Here is a 16,347-nt window from a genome sequence, read left to right as displayed (position 1 = left end):
GATTCGGCGCGGCGACTCGGTGTGTCACCGAAAGCCGCGCAAATCCGTGATTTCCGCTTAAGGTCATGGACCATGACCGACGCCACCGACGCGGCCGGAACGACCGGGGCCGCCGACAGCGGGGACGCCACCGCGCCACCGATGATCTCGATGCGCAACGTCAACAAGCACTTCGGTGCTCTGCACGTCTTGCGTGATATCAACCTCGAGGTGCCCAAAGGGCAGGTCGTGATCGTGTTGGGGCCATCAGGGTCGGGCAAGTCGACGCTGTGCCGCACCATCAATCGGCTCGAGCCGATCGACACCGGCGATATCAGCGTCGACGGTGTGCCGCTGCCTGCCGAGGGCCGTGGCCTGGCCGCACTGCGCGCCGATGTCGGCATGGTCTTCCAGTCGTTCAACCTCTTCGCCCACAAGACGATCCTCGAGAACGTCATGCTCGCGCCGATGAGGGTCCGCAAGATCAAAAAGGACGGCGCCCGCACCACGGCGATGGAGCTGCTCGAACGGGTCGGCATCGCCAATCAGGCCGACAAGTACCCGGCGCAGCTGTCGGGCGGTCAGCAGCAGCGCGTGGCCATCGCGCGCGCGTTGGCGATGAACCCGAAGGTGATGCTGTTCGACGAGCCGACCTCCGCGCTCGACCCCGAGATGGTCAACGAGGTCCTCGAAGTCATGGTGTCGCTGGCCAAAGAGGGCATGACCATGCTGGTGGTCACCCACGAAATGGGCTTCGCCCGCAAAGCAGGAAACCGGGTGCTGTTCATGGCAGACGGTCAAGTGGTCGAGGACGCTACGCCGGAAACGTTCTTCACCACGCCGAAGTCCGACCGGGCCAAGGACTTCCTCGGCAAGATTCTCAGCCACTGAGCCGCCGAGCCGCCCACCGATCACGGACATCGAAAACCAGAATGAGGGAAGAAGGAACTCGATGAGGATCAACCGTGCGCTCCGTCTCGGAGTCGGGGCCATCGCCCTGGCCTTGGCCGCCGCCACCAGTGCGGGCTGCGGCAGCGGAGACGATAAGACCACTCTCGACCACGCCAAGGAAGGCAAGCTGACCATCGGCATCAAGTTCGACCAGCCGGGTCTGGGTCAGCGCAACACCGACGGCACCTACAGCGGCTTCGATGTCGAGGTGGCCCGCTATGTCGCGGCCAAGCTCGGCGTGCAGCCCGACGGCATCACCTTCAAGGAAGCACCGTCGGCGCAGCGCGAAACGCTGATCGAGAACGGTCAGGTGGACTTCATCGTCGCCACCTACTCGATCACCGACCAGCGCAAGGAGAAGGTCGATTTCGCCGGCCCGTACTACATCGCGGGCCAGAGCCTGCTGGTGAACGCGGGCAATACCGATATCACCGGACCGGACACGATCGCGGGCAAGACGGTGTGCTCGGTCAAGGGCTCCACTCCGGCCCAGAATATCGAGAAGAACTTCCCCGACACCCAGCTGCAGACCTACGACACCTACTCGCTGTGCCTCGAGGGTCTCAACAGCGGCGCGGTCGGCGCGATGACCACCGACGACATCATCCTCGCCGGTTACGCCGCGCAGACGCCGGGCCGCTACAAGCTGGTCGGTGAGCGGTTCACCACCGAGAACTATGGGATCGGCCTGAAGAAGGGCGATCAGGAAAGCCGCGACAAGATCAACGACGCGATCGAGGCGATGATCGCCGAAGGTGCCTGGGACAAGGCATTCCAGGATTCGGTCGGCCGCGCCGCCGGTTACCCCACTCCGCCCGCTCCGCAGGTGGACCGGTACTGATCCGATGATCGATCGCGGTGGGCGCCGTGATGCGCCCACCGCTCGGTCATCCGATCGGCTCTTTCCCCACCTCACGATCGGAGGCGCGCACCCACCGTGTTCGATTTGATCTCTGAGTACGACTCCCAACTGCTCGACGCGTTCTGGGTCACCATCAAGCTGACCGCCTTCTCCGCGATCGGCGCGCTGGTGCTCGGCACCATCGTCGCCGCCATGCGGGTCTCGCCGGTCCCGGTGGCGCGCTGGGTCGGCACCCTCTACGTCACCATCTTCCGCAATACGCCACTGACCCTGATCCTGGTGTTCTGCTCGATCGGCCTGTATTCGACCCTGCGGGTCAAGCTGGCCGCGGAAGGGCCGGACTCGCTGGCGGAGAACAACTTCCGGTGGGCGGTCGTCGGCCTGAGCGTCTACACCGCGGCCTTCGTCTGCGAATCGCTGCGTGCGGGCATCAATACCGTGCCGCTCGGACAGTCCGAGGCGGGCCGCTCGCTCGGCCTCGGCTTCCTGCAGAACCTGCGGTTGATCGTCTTGCCGCAGGCGTTCCGTTCGGTGATCGCTCCGCTGGGCAGCGTACTGATCGCGTTGACGAAGAACTCCACCGTCGCGTCCGCCATCGGCGTGGCCGAGGCCTCGTTCCTGATGGCCAAGATGCTCGATACCGAGGCCGCACTGCTGGCGATCGGTGCGATCTTCGCGCTCGGCTTCGTCATCCTGACGCTCCCGATGGGCCTGCTGTTCGGATACATCGCCAAACGATTCGAGGTAGCCCGATGAGCCGCGAACCGTCGGTTCTGTTCGATGCGCCCGGTCCAGCGGCGCGCGTGCGCAACATCATCTACTCGGTGATCGTGCTCGCCGTCGTGATCCTGGCGGGATGGTTCGTCTACCGCGGGTTCGACGAGCAGGGCCAGTTCGACGCCGAGAAGTGGACGCCGTTCCTCGAGGCGGATGTCTGGACGACCTATCTGCTGCCCGGTCTGCGCGGCACGATCGTGGCCGCGGTGCTGTCGATCGTCTTCGCGATGGTGCTCGGCATGATCTTCGGTATCGCCCGGCTTTCCGATCACCGATCGGTGCGCTGGGTCGCCGGTGCGATCGTGGAGATCGCACGCGCCATTCCGGTGCTGATCCTGATGATCTTCCTGTTCGCGCTGTACTCCGAATACAACGTGTTCGAATCGGAGTATCTCGCGCTCGGTGCCGTGGTGACCGCGCTGACCATCTACAACGGGTCGGTCATCGCGGAGATCGTGCGGGCAGGTATCCGCTCGCTGCCCAAGGGGCAGACCGAGGCCGCGGCGGCGCTCGGCATGCGCAAGAGCCAGTTGATGCGGTTGATCCTGCTACCGCAGGCCATCACCGCGATGCTGCCGGCGCTGATCTCGCAGATGGTCGTGGCATTGAAGGACTCGGCGCTCGGTTACGTCATCACCTACGAAGAGGTGGTCCGCAACGGTCTGCAGCTCGGCGCCGCGAACTCCAACACGATCCCGGCGTTGATCGTGGTCGCCATCATCATGATCGTGTTGAACATGACGTTGTCGCAGGTCGCGACCTGGCTGGAACGGCGTCTGCGCGCCGGCCGCCGCAAGGGTGGCGGCGCGGTGGTGGCCGCCGATTCGGTGATCACCGACGCCGCTCCCGGCGTGGACATCACCAAAGCCCCGTAACCGGTAGCTGTTCGGCGCACAGGTCGCAATCCCGCGACCTGTGCCCCGTTTCTGTTTCCGGACGTTCTCTGCCTTCAAGGGCGCGGTCCTGCGTGTCACGACCCTGAGCCCACTCCGCAATATAAGTTGAACTATGGTACAACTTGTACCATAGTTCAACTATCTTTGGGAGGCGCCGTGAACGCTGGGCGGTCCGCACGTGCGGGATGGCGAGAATGGGGCGGTCTTGCGCTGTTGGCGTTGCCGACCATGCTGTTGGGGCTCGATGTGACGGCGCTGTACCTCGTCGTGCCGAGTCTGGCCGCGGAATTGAATCCCACCGCGACAGAGACGTTGTGGATCATGGACGCCTACGGCTTCTTCATCGCGGGGTTCCTGATCACCATGGGAACGATGGGTGACCGAATAGGACGACGCCGCCTGCTGATGATCGGCGTGGCTACGTTCGGCGCGGCCTCGGTGTTCGCGGCGTTCGCCCCCAGCACCCTGTGGCTGATCGTGGCGCGGGCGCTGCTCGGAGTGGCCGGGGCAACAATGATGCCCTCGACGCTGTCGTTGATCAGCACTATGTTCACCGACGTCCGGCAACGAGCACTGGCGATCGGTGTGTGGGCCACGATGTTCGCACTCGGCATGGCTGCAGGTCCGGTCGTGGGCGGCGTGCTGGTCGCCCACCTCTGGTGGGGTGCGGTCTTCCTCATTGCCGTGCCGGTCGCCGCCCTCGTACTGGCCGGCGCGCCAGTTCTACTGCCGGAGTTTCGGACCCGTGCCGGTCGACTCGACCTGTTGAGCGTTGGCTTGTCTCTGGCCGCGATGCTGCCCATCATCTACGCGATAAAGCATGCGGCTGCCCATGGCATCGACCTTCAGGCATCGGTCGCTGCCCTACTCGGTTGTGGCTCGGCGGTCACCTTCGTCCGTCGCCAGCTGCGCCTGGCACAGCCGCTGCTGGATATGAAACTGTTTGCCAACCGGGCCTTCTCTGCGGCGCTGACCGTCTTGCTGATCGGTCTGGTCGGCTTTGGCGGGGTGATGCTGTTGGTCACCCAGTACCTCCAGCTCGTTGCGGATCTCTCGCCTACGACGGCCGGGCTGTGGATGGGGCCGCCCGCATCGGCAATGCTCATCGGAGCCATCGGTGCACCGCTGGTGGCCGGGCGCGTATCACCGGGCGTCGTCATGTCGACGACCTTGGCGGTGTCCGTGTCCGGATACGCGCTACTCGCCCTCGCCGAGACCGGCAGCACGCTGAGCGTGGTCGGTGGGTTCGCGTTCGTATATCTCGGACTCGGGGTGATCGCCGCGCTGGGTACCGAAATCGTCGTGGGCGCGGCACCATCGGAGCGGTCCGGATCAGCCGCCGCACTGTCGGAGACGGTTCAAGAGCTTGGTATCGCGGCAGGGGTGGCGATCCTGGGGAGCCTCACGACGGCGATCTATCGCAGCAAGATCGAGGCACCATCCGGGCTGTCCCCGTCCGCGGCCGAGACCTACGGGGACAGCCTCGCCGGAGCATCGTCGGTGGCGGACGAGTTGCCGGCTCGAGCTCTGGAATCCGCACGAGCCGCGTTCACCAGCGGACTCAGTACCGCCGCCGTCGTAGCAGGCATCGCAGTAGCCGCAGCCGCCCTGGTGTGCTTCACGACACTGCGGCACATCCATCCCCTCGGCGACGCACACGCTGAGCCAGCCGATAACCTCGTCTCGCGGGAGGCGCAATGACTGGTGAGACGATGGCGGCTGAACAGGACACGGTCGATGGACGCCGACTGCGCGGTCAACGCCGCCGAGCTCAGATCATCGAGGCAACGCTCATGATCGTCCTCCGCGACGGCGCCAGCGGGGTTACTCACCGGACCGTCGCCAAGGAGGCCGGGATCACCACCAGCCTGACGCTCTACTACTTCGCCACCTTGGACGACCTGCTGGTAGCCGCACTGACCAGCGTCACGGATGCGTACACCCACCGTATTCGTCAACTCATCGATTCCGAGGACGACCCACTCGATGGTCTTGCCCACCTCATCGCAGAATCCGCCGGCCCCGGCCGTGAGCGAGCACTCGCCGAACGCGAGCTGTCGACCCTGGCGGCGCGCCGACCCGCCCTTCGGCCCGTCGCGCGACGGTGGCGCGACAACGTCGCGGAACTCGCCCGAACGCAGACAGACGACCAAGACACGGTGGCAGCCTTCGTCGCCCTGACCGACGGCCTGTGCACAGCAATCCTTCTCGACGACCACGAGGCCGACCCGGACCACATCCGGGCAGTCCTCAGAAAGTCTCTATCGACAACCCTGCCCTAGGCCTACGGGCCGGACCGGCGAGTGTCGCGACTGCACAACGTCTCGTCGCGCAACACCTAGGACCCGCAATTGCGACGAGTTCGACGCTGGCCCAGCGAGTCCGGGCCCGGCGCCCCCGGTTTCCGCCCCTGGAGCGGACGGACTTGCGAACCGGGCAGCGGTCTCCAGCGGTCAGTCGAGTGGCCGGGCGTCATCGGGCGCGAACGGTTCCGAGCCGGTGGCGTCGAGTTCGGCCTTGACGACGGTGTAGGCGGTGGAGGGGTTATAGCCGCGGCGGGCGAGCATTCCGACGAGACGGCGGATCGCCTTGTCGCGGTCGAGGTTCGCAGGCATGGTGCGCAGTTTGCGGCGGACGAGTTCGGTGGCGCGGTCGTGCTCGTCGTCGGCGGTGACGGCGGAGAGGGCTGAGTCGGCGTCGTCCTTGGATACGCCTTTGCGATGTAGTTCCTGGGCGAGCGCCTGGCGACCTTTGCCGGAATAGGTGTGCCGGGACTGCACCCATTCCTGGGCGAAGGCGGCGTCGTCTATGAGGCCGACCTCGGCGAGCCGGTCGAGGGCGTGCTCGCTCACCTCGGCGGTGTATCCCTTGGCGGCCAAACGTTGTGCGAGTTCGGCGCGGCTGCGTGCGCGGACGGCGAGCAGCCGCAGGCAGGCGTCTTTCGCCTGTTCGACGGTGCCACCTGAGTCCGAACTGTCCGCAGTTTCGTCGCTCGGCGCGGCTGCCCGGCTCCTACCGCCCCGGCGTGAACGACGGTCGGTCGACGTCGACTCCCTGCCGCGGTCGTTCTCAGACGCGGGCCACGAAGCGTCGGTGGAGGCGATCCGGTCACCACGCTCGTCGGCTTCTGCCCGGGAACGACCACGGCGGCGCCCACTGTCCTCATGTTGCGCGCTGCGACGTCCACCGCCCCACCTGGAGAACTCGGTCGAGCCTGTCCGCTGCGGATCGGACCTGCTCGACCGAGTTCCCAGTACACCCGCATCGGCCGAACCACCATCGGCCGAGCGGGTCCGGTCCGGTTCCTGGCCATCCGGCCGGAGACCGGTGGTCTCAGCGATGTCGACGCCGAGGCGCGCCAGCTGCCGTCGCATATCAGCGACCGGATCAGCCGACGCCCGCTCGGGCGCCGCATCTGCCCGCGAGGTGACGCGGGTGCGCCGCGGATCAGAAATCGGCGGGAACCTCTTCGCTCGCCGTCACGTCGGCGCCGATGCCGAGCTTCTCCTTGATCTTCTTCTCGATCTCGTCGCGGACGTCGAGGTTCTCCAGCAGGAACTTGCGGGCATTCTCCTTGCCCTGGCCCAGCTGATCGCCTTCGTAGGTGTACCAGGAGCCGGACTTACGGATGAAGCCATGCTCGACACCCATATCGATGAGCGAGCCCTCCTTGGAGATGCCGTGGCCGTAGAGGATGTCGAATTCGGCCTGTTTGAACGGCGGCGACACCTTGTTCTTGACGACCTTCACCCGGGTACGGTTGCCGACCGCGTCGCTGCCGTCCTTGAGGGTCTCGATGCGCCGCACGTCCAGGCGCACCGAGGCGTAGAACTTCAGCGCCTTACCACCGGTGGTGGTTTCCGGGGAGCCGAACATGACGCCGATCTTCTCGCGCAGCTGGTTGATGAAGATGGCGGTGGTGCCGGAATTGTTCAGCGCGCTGGTCATCTTGCGCAGCGCCTGGCTCATCAGCCGGGCCTGCAGGCCGACGTGACTGTCACCCATCTCGCCCTCGATCTCGGCACGCGGTACCAGCGCGGCGACGGAGTCGATGACGATGATGTCGATGGCGCCGGAACGGACCAGCATGTCGGCGATTTCCAGGGCCTGCTCACCGGTGTCGGGCTGGGAGACCAGCAGCGCGTCGGTGTCGACACCGAGCTTGCGGGCGTAGTCCGGGTCGAGCGCGTGCTCGGCGTCGATGAACGCCGCGACACCGCCGGCGGCCTGGGCGTTGGCCACCGCGTGCAGCGCGACGGTGGTCTTACCCGAGGCTTCCGGGCCGTAGATCTCCACGACGCGACCGCGCGGCAGACCGCCGATACCCAAGGCCACATCCAGCGCGATCGAGCCGGTGGGAATCACCGACACCGGCTGACGGGCTTCCTCACCGAGCCGCATCACCGCACCCTTGCCGAAGCTCTTCTCCACCTGAGCCAGGGCGAGCTCGAGCGCCTTGTCGCGGTCGTACGCCTGTGGTGCCATGTCTTGATCCCCTTTTCGACGGGTGAGTCTCGTTCTGTGGTTGGCGCCCACATTAGAGGGCGGCACCGACAAGTTCTGGCGACCAGATTAGACGAACAGATGTTCGAGTCAAGCGACGCGCCCGAAGGTGGCTACCACTGCGGCAATGGCGTCTCGTCCCCCGCCGAGCGCGGGCCGGGGATGCGTCGGTCGGACTCGTCGATACGGACGTCGTTGATGCTCGCCTCTCTGCGGGCCATCAGCCCGTCCGCCGCGAACTCCCACTGTTCGTTGCCGTAGCTGCGCCACCACCGGCCGGTATCGTCGTGCCATTCGTACTGGAACCGCACGGCGATCCGGTTGCCATCGAACGCCCACAGGTCCTTGCGGAGCGCGTAGCCGTTCTCCTTCGCCCACTTCCGGGTCAGGAATTCGACGATGGCGGCACGTCCGACGATATGCTCGTCCCGGTTACGCCACACCGAGTCCGGTGTATAGGCGGCGGCGACGCGTTCGGGATCGCGGGTGTTCCAAGCATCCTCAGCGGCACGCACTTTCGCTGCCGCGGTGATGCGATCGAACGGGGGCAGTGGGGGTCGCATCGACCTCTCCTTCGTGGGTTCGGTTCAGGGGTTGACGGGCGAGAGTTCGGCGGGCCCCCATCGCAGCGGGCCTGCCGCCGAGGTATCGACCACCTCGGTGACGGTGAATTCGATCGAGCACTGACCGTCCGCCGCTTCGGCCCGCGGCGCCCAGACCAGCTCCGCGGTGCCGGTGAGTTGCAGGCACCCGCCGGTGGACCAGTTCGGAACGAGGATGCCGCAGCGGGGATTCACCGCGATATTGCCGAGCGTCATGAACATCGAGTTGCCGCGGTAGTCCGGCCAGCGCAGCCGGGTGGGTGAGAGCATCTCCAGGAATCCGGGATTGCCACCGCGATGGGAGGCGTCGGCATTGCCTTCGGTGTCGGCGCTGGCGAGGAAGAACGTGTCGGCCGCGGCGATGGCCGAGCGCTGCTGGGCGTCCAGCGCCGACGCGTGCCGCGGCCGGGCCGCCGCTCGCGGGTCATAGGAGCGGATCTGCCTGCGCGAGATGTATTTCGGGCAGTTCGAATACACCTGATCGGTGATGATCCGCAAGCCGTCACCCTCGGGTGTCGCGGTGCCGTTGACACGCATGCGTCTGCGTCGCTGCGGTTGTAGCGCGATCAGGCCGATGCCTGCCGATCGGTCGAGAGCCTCGCGCAGCGGGTCGCCGACCGCAGGCCGTGCATCGATCAGGACGGCGTGCGCGCCGTCCGCCCGAAGGAATCCGGGCGGTCCGGACAGCTGGCTCGCCCACATCCGGCCCGCGGCGTCGGCGGCGGCGAGCACCACCATCGACTGTTCGGCCAGGAAGGACGCGGCGACCGCGGGAATGTCGCCTCGGATCATCCGGCCGACCCTGCCTGCAATATCGGCCTGCCCCATCCGCTCCTGGACGGCGCGTTCACCGGCATGGAAGGGCGTCATCACGGTTACACCTGCCTCGTCGCCGAACGGTCGATGGTGTGCGCTCAGAAGAAGCCGCAGGTGGGCGCGGATCCGGTGGGCGCGGGCGCGGATTCGGCTCCGCTGGGTGCGTAGACCTCGAGCCGGATGCCGTCGGGATCGGTGAAGAAGATGCCACCGGAGGCCGCGCCCTCACCGTGTGCCACCACACCATCGTGGGCGAACTCCACCGACTGCTCGCGCAGTGTCGCCTCTACCGCGCGGACCTGCTCGATGGTGTCGACCTGGAACGACAGATGATGCAGGCCAGGGGTGGCGGTGGCGAATGCGCCCTCGCTCTGCTGCCACAGGGTCAGCACCAGAGTGCCGCCTGTGCCGAGGAAGGCCCATTTCCGACCGTCGTCGGTACTGGCCGCGAGCTGCTCGAAGCCGAGGGCACTGCGATAGAAGTCGACCGATCGGGACAGATCGGAAACGTTGAGCCCGATGTGGCCGGTGGCGAGCTGGGGCGTGGTCATGGTTTCTCCTCCGGAATGGTCAAACCGCCATAATTGGTTTGTCTGGTTAGAACCTAAGGGCGGACGAACTCCAATGTCAACTGTTCAAATGAGTTTTAGTGGTTAGAACGAGGTGGTTGTCATGCCGACGTGCCGCGAGCCGTTACCCTCAGGCATGCTCGATCCACGCCCTCACCTCGGTGAACCACTGGCCTTGGATCTGTTGAACACCCGGTGGATAGCCGACGGGCCGCAGGACCTGCTCACCGATGTGGCGGGTCTGCGGATCTGGCTGGAATCGGCCGGGCTTGCCGATCGTGCCCGCGTGGACACCGCCACCTTGGACGCCGTGCGCACCGCCCGCGCCGCGATCTACGAGACCGTCTGCCACGGCACACGAGACGCCCTCAACGAGGTCCTCGACCGCGGCCGCATCCGGCGCACGCTCTCGGAGAGCGGGCCCGACGATGCGCCGGAGGTCACCGACCCGGTGTGGCTGCCCGGCTGGCTCGCCGCCGACGACCTGCTGAGTCTGCTGGCCAAGGCCCCCGACCGCATCCGTCAATGCGCGCATCCGGAGTGCGTGCTGTTCTTCTACGACACGTCCAAGAACGGCACCAGGCGCTGGCACTCCATGGCGTCCTGCGGTAACCGCACCAAGGCGGCGCGGCACTACGCGAAGAAGCCCTGACCGCTACCGAGCGGAATCGGCATTGCGGTCAGAACAGTTCGTCGAGCAGCCGGTAGCGCCGACGTCGACCGCGGCAACGCGTGGCGGCAGCGGCACATCGCGCCAGGACGAGGGGCGGTCACCAGCGGGCGCGGGGGACGTCGAATTCGGCGCAGAGGGCGCGCCAGACGTCACGCGGGTCGATACCGGCTTCGATGGCAGCGGCACCGGTTCTGCCGAGGGACGGGATCACGTGGTCGGTGAGCAAGGTGTCGCCGCGGGACACACCGAACTCGGTGTGCAACAGCTCCTGGAATTCGGTCAATCGCACCGTGCCGAAGATACCCGTGTGCGCGCGAGGCGACAGCCGGGCCCGGCGGTGCTGTCCCCTACCGGGCCGCGGCGAGGGCGGTGTGGCACAGCTCGACCGGGTCGGTCACCACCGCCAGGCCAGCCGCGGCCTCGGCCGCTGCGGCTGCGAAACCCGGCTCCGAAAGCACCCGCTGCACTGCCTCACGAACAGCGTCGGCGGTCAGCGGCCGCACAAGCAGCGAACTACCGTGGCGCACTGCGCGATTGGCCAGTTCCCATTGGTCACCGCCGCCGGGGACGGTCACCACCGGCACGCCGGCCGACAGCGCTTTCGCGAGCAGCCCGTGCCCGCCACCACCGACGACGACCGAGGCATGCCGGAGCAGTTCGTCCTGGCGCCCCAAACCCGCGGTGGCCCAAGGCGGCAGGTCGGCGGGCGGCTCATCCAACATCGACACCGCTACCCGGACACCGGTCCCCTCCAGTCCCGCGAGCACGGTCTCCACCATCCCAGCGACCCCGGTATGCGCGGTGGACGGCGCCACCACCACCAGCGGGCCGTCGCCCGGCGGCGGGTCCAGAATCGCATCGGTCGGCTCCCACAGCAGCGGCCCGATCAGATGCGCGGTCTCCGGCCAATCCGGACGCGGCACCTCGAGGGCAGGAAGGGTCGCGATCAGGCGAGCGATCGGCCCCGGGTCCTCGCCCGGCAGCCCGACACTCGCCCGCGCCCGCGCCCGCTGCCGCCGCCCCTGTTCGATGGCGCGCGCGGTCATGGTCCGCAATACCCCGTCACGCATCCGACCACGCAACCCGACGCCGGGAGCGAGCCCGCTCCCGATGGGCGGCAGCGCTTTCGAGGGCAGATACAGCGGATGCGGTGACAGTTCGACCCAGGGCACGCCGAGCCGTTCGGCTGCCATCCCGCCGCCCGCCGTGAGCACATCGGAGACCACCAGCTCCGGCAGCATGGCACTGAGCTCGGGCAGGATCTCGGTCGAGATATGCGCGGCACGTTCATGGATGCGCTGCCCGGCGTCGCGATCGTCGTCGGTGGCGCGTGGCGCCAGACCTTTGAGCCTGCGCACCCCGATCCCCGCGCCCCGGGCGGCCTCGAACCAGCGCGGCCCGGTGAACAGCACCGGCTCGTCACCGGCGGCGGCAAAGCGCACACACAGCGCGATAGCGGGGAACGCATGACCCGGATCCGGACCTGCGATGACGGCTACTCGCATCCGCTCAGCCTGCCACACCGGTGATAGACCGCGACGGCGCATGCCATGGCGCTACTCAGCCGCGAAAGTGGAACAGCTCGAATCCCACCGCGCGCTCGGCGGGGAAGCCCTCCTTGGGCCCGGTGGTCATCTCGATCACGGCGCGCGCCTGTTCGGCGACGGGTTCGTCACTCAATGCCGCCAGGTAGCGGCCGTGTGCGGCGAGCGAGGCTTCGGCTTTGTCGACGGAGTCGGTGACGTCGACGGCGTGCGTCATCGTCGGCCCGACCACGGCCGCCCACCGCGGCGTCCATGGTTCCAGCTCGGCCAGCTCACGGAAGATCCACTCGTTGCCCGCGTCGGAGACCGCGTCAAGCGCGGCTCGCCCCACTGCCCGGTGATCGGCACTGTTGACGTATCCGGGTGCCCAGGTATCGCCGAAATTGAACAGCACCACCATGTCCGGGCGATGCCGCCGGATCGCCCCGGCGAGATCGCGGCGTAGCGCCAGGCTCTCCTCGACCCGGCCGTCGGGGTAGCCGAGGAACTCGACTTCATTCACACCGACCACGCCGGCCGAGGCGATCTCCTCGCCTTCGCGCAGCGGGCCGGCGTCCGCGGGCGCCATACCGGCGATCCCGGCCTCGCCCGAGGTGGCCAGCACGTAGCGAATGTCCTTGCCCTGGCCGGTCCAGCGCGCCACGGCCGCGGCGGCTCCGTATTCGATGTCGTCGGGATGCGCGACGATCACCAAGCCGCGCTCCCAATCCTCCGGTAGCTGCTCCATACCCGCCATTCAAACACGCGAGCCGAGATGACAACGGGCCGTGCACCATCCACCTCGGATGACACACGGCCCGGTCGGCGCGTACGCGTCAGAGCTTGCTCACGGTGTTGTCCGAACCCGACACCGCCTTGTACAGCAGGTAGAGGCCGAATACCACGGCGCTGATCACCAGGATCGGGAACAGTCCCTTGATCAACGCGCCGATGACGGCCAGTGCGATCCAGACGACGGCGACCACGCCGATGATCTTCCACAGCATTTCGTGCCTCCCAGCAGTTCGTTCCTCTCTTCGAGCATGACACCGGGTCGGCGATAAATCACCAGGTGAGAACCGATATCGGGGTGAAGTTCAGGGTTCACCCCTAGCCCGGGTACCGACATCGGCCGGTAGATCGCGCGCTGTGCACTCAGTCCGGCGTACTCGCTCGGTCGAGGGGCGCGTTCGGATCGAGAACGACGTCGACTGTGCGCAGATGGTGGTCGATCAGCAACCAGGCCTGCGTGGTCAGGAGTTCGACCAGCTCCGTGCGCGAGGTTCCGCGGAAGGTCAGCCACCACTGCACCGTGGCGTCGATGAGCCCGAGCAGCGCGACGACCAGCCGGTCCGCGGCGACCGGGTCGGCGTCGAAGCGCGGAATGTAGCGGACCGCCGCGGCGGAGATCTCGGCGGCGAAGGCACTACCGCCGATCCGAGGCAGGTCTTTGCCCCGGTAGTAGTTGCGTCCCAGCAGGAAGCGGTACAGGTTCGGGTGTTCGCTGGCCCAGCCGACGTGGGCCACGATCGGCGCCCGAATGGCGTCGAGCGGGGTGCCGTCGACGACGAGCGCGGCGCGGATCCGCTCGGTGATCTCCAGATGAGCCCGTTTGGCCACCGCCCAGTCGAGCTCTGCCTTGCTGGCGAAATGGCGATAGAAGTGGGTGCGGTTGAGGCCGGCACGGTCGGCGATCTGGCCGGTCAACGCATCGGGTCCGTGTTCGGCGATCGCGGCGAGGGCCGCATCGACGATCGTCGCGCGGCGCTCGTCACGAGCCGAGGCGTCCGATCCCGACCGCCGAGACTCGGCGGTATCGATCCATCGCTGTCGTTCCACGTTGCGTCACGCTATCCGAGGCCGGGGCCATCTTTCGACGGGTGGGGCTTGTCACACCGGCGGGTGTGGGACACACTGTACCCGTTATTCCCGGTAACGAATACTGCTCCGGGGACCGCTGAACGGAGGACACCCGATGACCACCTACCGGTCGTGTTGGATGAACGAGGATCTCGACGCGTTGCGCGAGCTCGCGCGGGCCTTCTTCGAGAAGGAAGTAGCGCCCAACGTCGACAAGTACATCGAACAGCACCATGTCGACCGCGACCTGTGGAACAAGGCCGGTGAGCTCGGTCTGCTGTGCCTGTCGATCCCGGAGGAGTACGGCGGCGGTGGCGGCACCTTCGCCCACGAGGCCGTACTGATCGAGGAGCAGGCCCGGGTCGTCGACACCGCCTGGGGCCAGAGCCTGCACAACGGCATCGTCGCGCACTATCTGCTGGCCTACGGCACGGAGGAACAGAAGCAGCAGTGGCTGCCGAAGATGGCCAGCGGTGAGGTCGTCGGCGCGATCGCGATGACCGAGCCCGGCACCGGGTCGGATCTGCAGAACGTCAAGACCAAAGCGGTGCGCGACGGCGACGAGTACATCGTCAACGGGTCCAAGACCTTCATCACCAACGGGGCGCAGGCCGACCTCATCATCGTGGTGGTCAAGACCGACACCAGCCAGGGCGCCTCCGGCATCAGCCTGGTGCTGGTCGAGGCCGACCGGACCGGTTTCCGGCGCGGCCGGGTGCTGGACAAGATCGGCCAGAAGGGCCAGGACACCTCCGAGCTGTTCTTCGAGGATGTGCGTATCCCGGTGAGCAACCTGCTCGGCACCGCCGAGGGCCAGGGCTTCGTCCAGCTGATGCAGCAGCTGCCGCAGGAACGGCTGATCATCGCCGTCGGCTCGGTGGCGGGCATGGAAGTCGCGCTCGAGCACACGCTGCGCTACACCAAGGAGCGCGAGGCGTTCGGACGCTCGGTGTTCGGTTTCCAGAACACCAAGTTCAAGCTCGCCGAGGTCGCCACCGAGACCAAGATCGCCCGCGTGTTCACCGACGACTGCATCGCCAAGCACATCGTCGGCGAGCTCGACATCCCCACCGTCGCGATGGCCAAGTGGTGGACCACCGACCGCGCCATGTCGGTGGCCAGCGAATGCCTGCAGCTGCACGGTGGCTACGGCTACATGACCGAGTACCCCATCTCCCGCATGTGGGTCGACAACCGCGTGCAGATGATCTACGCGGGCACCAACGAGATCATGAAGGAAATCATCGCGCGCTCCCTCTGAGCGCAGCGTTCAGCGGTCGATAATGGCGGACGCCGGAGCATCGGGCTCCGGCGTCCGCCTTGTTGGTCCGGTCGCCGACGTGCCCGCGCATATGACCGGATGCCGGCCCGGCTGCGGGAATCTGCTCGGCGACGGTCAGTGGCCGTGTGGGGGCAGTGGGGCGGGCGCCTGCCGGTCGGCGATTTCGGTGAGAGCCTGGGCCCAGCCGTCGAGGCGGTCGGCGGCGTGCTGGAGTTCTGCGACGATGCCATTGAACTGATAGGCCACAACAGTGCTGTCCGGGACGGCGAGCACGCGGCCCGCGGCGGCGACGAGCTGTTCGTATTCGGCGACACCGGATTCGAGGCGGTCGACCGCGGCGCGGACGTTACCGGTGAGCGCGGCGGCGGCGTGCGGGTTGGTGCGGCCGACAGTAGCCGCTGCGCGTTCCATCGCGGCGATATCGGCGGCGAGGGCATGAAGTGCGGCGGCGCCGGAGCGCGCGGTGTCGAGGAGATCGTCGAGTTCGTCGGGTGGTAGCCGGTGCGAGCGGGCGATCTGCGCGGCCAGATCGTGCATGGCGCGCTCGGCGTGCACCAATCGCATGATCGGCGCACGGGCCGCGGACCGCACACCGGGAGCTTTGCGTGCGACGAATGCCGCCTGCGGCAAAGGCTTTCCGCGCAACCGCAGATAGCGACGAGCGCTCAGCGCGGTCCCGGTCACCAGGGCTACCGCGCCACCACCGACGACGACAACGGCCCAGGCGGGCGCCGAGATCACGATCAGCCCAACAGTTCCCACCGTGGTGAGGCCGGAGACGGTGCCGAGCTGCATACTGCGCCTGCGCGCACGGCGGCGCTTACGCAACTCACGTTCACGTGGATCAGCCCAGCGACGCACCGCAACGAGTGCGTGCTCGCCCACTTCGCGCAGTGTATCGGGCAGATTGGTGGGGTGGGTGCCCCCGTGGGAGGGTGCTCCCACGATGTTCATGCCGTCGACGCGGCCGCGTGACCCCTTGCGGCTCATGTCCATCCTTCCGCCGACACCACCACGACCGTCCCACCGGACAGCCGGCATTCCGGGCGGGTGC

At 67.1% G+C, this 16,347-nt stretch carries 19 protein-coding genes; 8 read left to right on the top strand and 11 right to left on the bottom strand.

Annotated features, from left to right (window positions below):
• Window positions 1–141: 141 nt before the first annotated feature.
• The 6 genes from GV792_RS07445 (at window position 142) to GV792_RS07420 (ending at window position 5,747) form a co-directional block, all read left to right on the top strand.
• Window positions 142–870, top strand: a complete 729-nt coding sequence (locus GV792_RS07445; RefSeq protein WP_163823235.1) for an amino acid ABC transporter ATP-binding protein — start codon at window positions 142–144, stop codon at window positions 868–870.
• A gap of 61 nt (window positions 871–931) precedes the next feature.
• Window positions 932–1,771, top strand: coding sequence for a glutamate ABC transporter substrate-binding protein (locus GV792_RS07440; protein ID WP_163822990.1), 840 nt, complete (start codon window positions 932–934; stop codon window positions 1,769–1,771).
• A gap of 96 nt (window positions 1,772–1,867) precedes the next feature.
• A complete protein-coding gene (locus GV792_RS07435) occupies window positions 1,868–2,548 on the top strand; it encodes an amino acid ABC transporter permease (RefSeq protein ID WP_163822989.1) in 681 nt (226 codons plus the stop codon).
• Window positions 2,545–3,444 (top strand): amino acid ABC transporter permease, encoded by a 900-nt coding sequence (locus GV792_RS07430; protein WP_163822988.1) that lies wholly within the window; start codon window positions 2,545–2,547, stop codon window positions 3,442–3,444. Before GV792_RS07435 ends, GV792_RS07430 begins: the two co-directional genes overlap by 4 nt.
• 177 nt (window positions 3,445–3,621) lie before the next feature.
• Window positions 3,622–5,166, top strand: coding sequence for an MFS transporter (locus GV792_RS07425; protein WP_309139082.1), 1,545 nt, complete (start codon window positions 3,622–3,624; stop codon window positions 5,164–5,166).
• On the top strand, window positions 5,163–5,747 hold the full coding sequence (locus GV792_RS07420; protein WP_256667993.1) for a TetR/AcrR family transcriptional regulator: 585 nt from the start codon (window positions 5,163–5,165) through the stop codon (window positions 5,745–5,747). The genes GV792_RS07425 and GV792_RS07420 overlap by 4 nt, the downstream gene beginning before the upstream one ends.
• Window positions 5,748–5,918: 171 nt before the next feature.
• Here the strand turns inward: GV792_RS07420 and recX are convergent, their stop codons facing one another.
• The 5 genes from recX to GV792_RS07395 form a co-directional block, all read right to left on the bottom strand.
• Window positions 5,919–6,569, bottom strand: a complete 651-nt coding sequence (gene recX, locus GV792_RS07415) for a recombination regulator RecX (protein WP_163823229.1) — start codon at window positions 6,567–6,569, stop codon at window positions 5,919–5,921.
• A gap of 343 nt (window positions 6,570–6,912) precedes the next feature.
• Window positions 6,913–7,950 carry a recombinase RecA gene (recA, locus tag GV792_RS07410; RefSeq protein WP_163822987.1) on the bottom strand — a complete coding sequence of 346 codons (1,038 nt, stop codon included), beginning with the start codon at window positions 7,948–7,950 and terminating at the stop codon, window positions 6,913–6,915.
• A gap of 131 nt (window positions 7,951–8,081) precedes the next feature.
• Window positions 8,082–8,531 carry a nuclear transport factor 2 family protein gene (locus GV792_RS07405; RefSeq protein WP_163822986.1) on the bottom strand — a complete coding sequence of 150 codons (450 nt, stop codon included), beginning with the start codon at window positions 8,529–8,531 and terminating at the stop codon, window positions 8,082–8,084.
• 24 nt (window positions 8,532–8,555) lie between these two features.
• Entirely contained in the window at window positions 8,556–9,440 is an 885-nt protein-coding gene (locus GV792_RS07400; RefSeq protein WP_163822985.1) for a pyridoxamine 5'-phosphate oxidase family protein, read from the bottom strand.
• Window positions 9,441–9,484: 44 nt separating this feature from the next.
• Window positions 9,485–9,937 (bottom strand): VOC family protein, encoded by a 453-nt coding sequence (locus tag GV792_RS07395; protein WP_163822984.1) that lies wholly within the window; start codon window positions 9,935–9,937, stop codon window positions 9,485–9,487.
• A gap of 154 nt (window positions 9,938–10,091) precedes the next feature.
• On the opposite strand from GV792_RS07395, the gene GV792_RS07390 reads away from it, so the two are divergent.
• The gene (locus tag GV792_RS07390) at window positions 10,092–10,607 is read left to right on the top strand and encodes a CGNR zinc finger domain-containing protein (RefSeq protein ID WP_163822983.1); all 516 of its coding nucleotides are present in this window, start codon (window positions 10,092–10,094) and stop codon (window positions 10,605–10,607) included.
• Between the two features lie 118 nt (window positions 10,608–10,725).
• On the opposite strand, the gene GV792_RS07385 is transcribed toward GV792_RS07390, so the two are convergent.
• From GV792_RS07385 to GV792_RS07370, 5 genes are all read right to left on the bottom strand, one after another.
• Window positions 10,726–10,917 carry a DUF3046 domain-containing protein gene (locus tag GV792_RS07385; protein WP_163822982.1) on the bottom strand — a complete coding sequence of 64 codons (192 nt, stop codon included), beginning with the start codon at window positions 10,915–10,917 and terminating at the stop codon, window positions 10,726–10,728.
• A gap of 58 nt (window positions 10,918–10,975) precedes the next feature.
• Window positions 10,976–12,133: a glycosyltransferase gene (locus GV792_RS07380; RefSeq protein ID WP_163822981.1), complete on the bottom strand. Its 1,158-nt coding sequence runs from the start codon at window positions 12,131–12,133 to the stop codon at window positions 10,976–10,978.
• Between the two features lie 55 nt (window positions 12,134–12,188).
• Window positions 12,189–12,899: a PIG-L deacetylase family protein gene (locus tag GV792_RS07375; RefSeq protein WP_163822980.1), complete on the bottom strand. Its 711-nt coding sequence runs from the start codon at window positions 12,897–12,899 to the stop codon at window positions 12,189–12,191.
• An 88-nt stretch (window positions 12,900–12,987) separates the two neighbouring features.
• Entirely contained in the window at window positions 12,988–13,158 is a 171-nt protein-coding gene (locus GV792_RS29000; RefSeq protein WP_175582951.1) for a hypothetical protein, read from the bottom strand.
• A gap of 148 nt (window positions 13,159–13,306) precedes the next feature.
• The gene (locus tag GV792_RS07370) at window positions 13,307–13,990 is read right to left on the bottom strand and encodes a TetR/AcrR family transcriptional regulator (protein WP_163822979.1); all 684 of its coding nucleotides are present in this window, start codon (window positions 13,988–13,990) and stop codon (window positions 13,307–13,309) included.
• Between the two features lie 136 nt (window positions 13,991–14,126).
• Between GV792_RS07370 and GV792_RS07365 the strand changes: the two genes are divergently transcribed.
• Window positions 14,127–15,272 carry an acyl-CoA dehydrogenase family protein gene (locus tag GV792_RS07365; RefSeq protein WP_163822978.1) on the top strand — a complete coding sequence of 382 codons (1,146 nt, stop codon included), beginning with the start codon at window positions 14,127–14,129 and terminating at the stop codon, window positions 15,270–15,272.
• 135 nt (window positions 15,273–15,407) lie between these two features.
• Here the strand turns inward: GV792_RS07365 and pspM are convergent, their stop codons facing one another.
• Window positions 15,408–16,283, bottom strand: a complete 876-nt coding sequence (gene pspM / locus GV792_RS07360) for a phage shock envelope stress response protein PspM (protein ID WP_163822977.1) — start codon at window positions 16,281–16,283, stop codon at window positions 15,408–15,410.
• Between the last annotated feature and the right edge of the window lie 64 nt (window positions 16,284–16,347).

The organism is Nocardia cyriacigeorgica (assembly GCF_010868145.1).
Taxonomy (GTDB): domain Bacteria; phylum Actinomycetota; class Actinomycetes; order Mycobacteriales; family Mycobacteriaceae; genus Nocardia; species Nocardia cyriacigeorgica_D.
Note: the sequence above shows the minus strand (reverse complement) of the source record. Positions and strands in the feature narration are given on the sequence as shown.

What these genes read in the sequence shown, in the direction of transcription:
- GV792_RS07375 (WP_163822980.1), bottom strand. Translation starts at nt 12,899, where the DNA reads ATGGAGCAGCTACCGGAGGATTGGGAGCGCGGCTTGGTGATCGTCGCG.
- GV792_RS07365 (WP_163822978.1), top strand. Translation starts at nt 14,127, where the DNA reads ATGACCACCTACCGGTCGTGTTGGATGAACGAGGATCTCGACGCGTTG.
- GV792_RS07445 (WP_163823235.1), top strand. Translation starts at nt 142, where the DNA reads ATGATCTCGATGCGCAACGTCAACAAGCACTTCGGTGCTCTGCACGTC.
- GV792_RS29000 (WP_175582951.1), bottom strand. Translation starts at nt 13,158, where the DNA reads ATGCTGTGGAAGATCATCGGCGTGGTCGCCGTCGTCTGGATCGCACTG.
- recA (WP_163822987.1), bottom strand. Translation starts at nt 7,950, where the DNA reads ATGGCACCACAGGCGTACGACCGCGACAAGGCGCTCGAGCTCGCCCTG.
- GV792_RS07440 (WP_163822990.1), top strand. Translation starts at nt 932, where the DNA reads ATGAGGATCAACCGTGCGCTCCGTCTCGGAGTCGGGGCCATCGCCCTG.
- GV792_RS07390 (WP_163822983.1), top strand. Translation starts at nt 10,092, where the DNA reads ATGCTCGATCCACGCCCTCACCTCGGTGAACCACTGGCCTTGGATCTG.
- pspM (WP_163822977.1), bottom strand. Translation starts at nt 16,283, where the DNA reads ATGAGCCGCAAGGGGTCACGCGGCCGCGTCGACGGCATGAACATCGTG.
- GV792_RS07405 (WP_163822986.1), bottom strand. Translation starts at nt 8,531, where the DNA reads ATGCGACCCCCACTGCCCCCGTTCGATCGCATCACCGCGGCAGCGAAA.
- GV792_RS07420 (WP_256667993.1), top strand. Translation starts at nt 5,163, where the DNA reads ATGACTGGTGAGACGATGGCGGCTGAACAGGACACGGTCGATGGACGC.
- GV792_RS07380 (WP_163822981.1), bottom strand. Translation starts at nt 12,133, where the DNA reads ATGCGAGTAGCCGTCATCGCAGGTCCGGATCCGGGTCATGCGTTCCCC.
- GV792_RS07395 (WP_163822984.1), bottom strand. Translation starts at nt 9,937, where the DNA reads ATGACCACGCCCCAGCTCGCCACCGGCCACATCGGGCTCAACGTTTCC.
- GV792_RS07430 (WP_163822988.1), top strand. Translation starts at nt 2,545, where the DNA reads ATGAGCCGCGAACCGTCGGTTCTGTTCGATGCGCCCGGTCCAGCGGCG.
- GV792_RS07400 (WP_163822985.1), bottom strand. Translation starts at nt 9,440, where the DNA reads ATGACGCCCTTCCATGCCGGTGAACGCGCCGTCCAGGAGCGGATGGGG.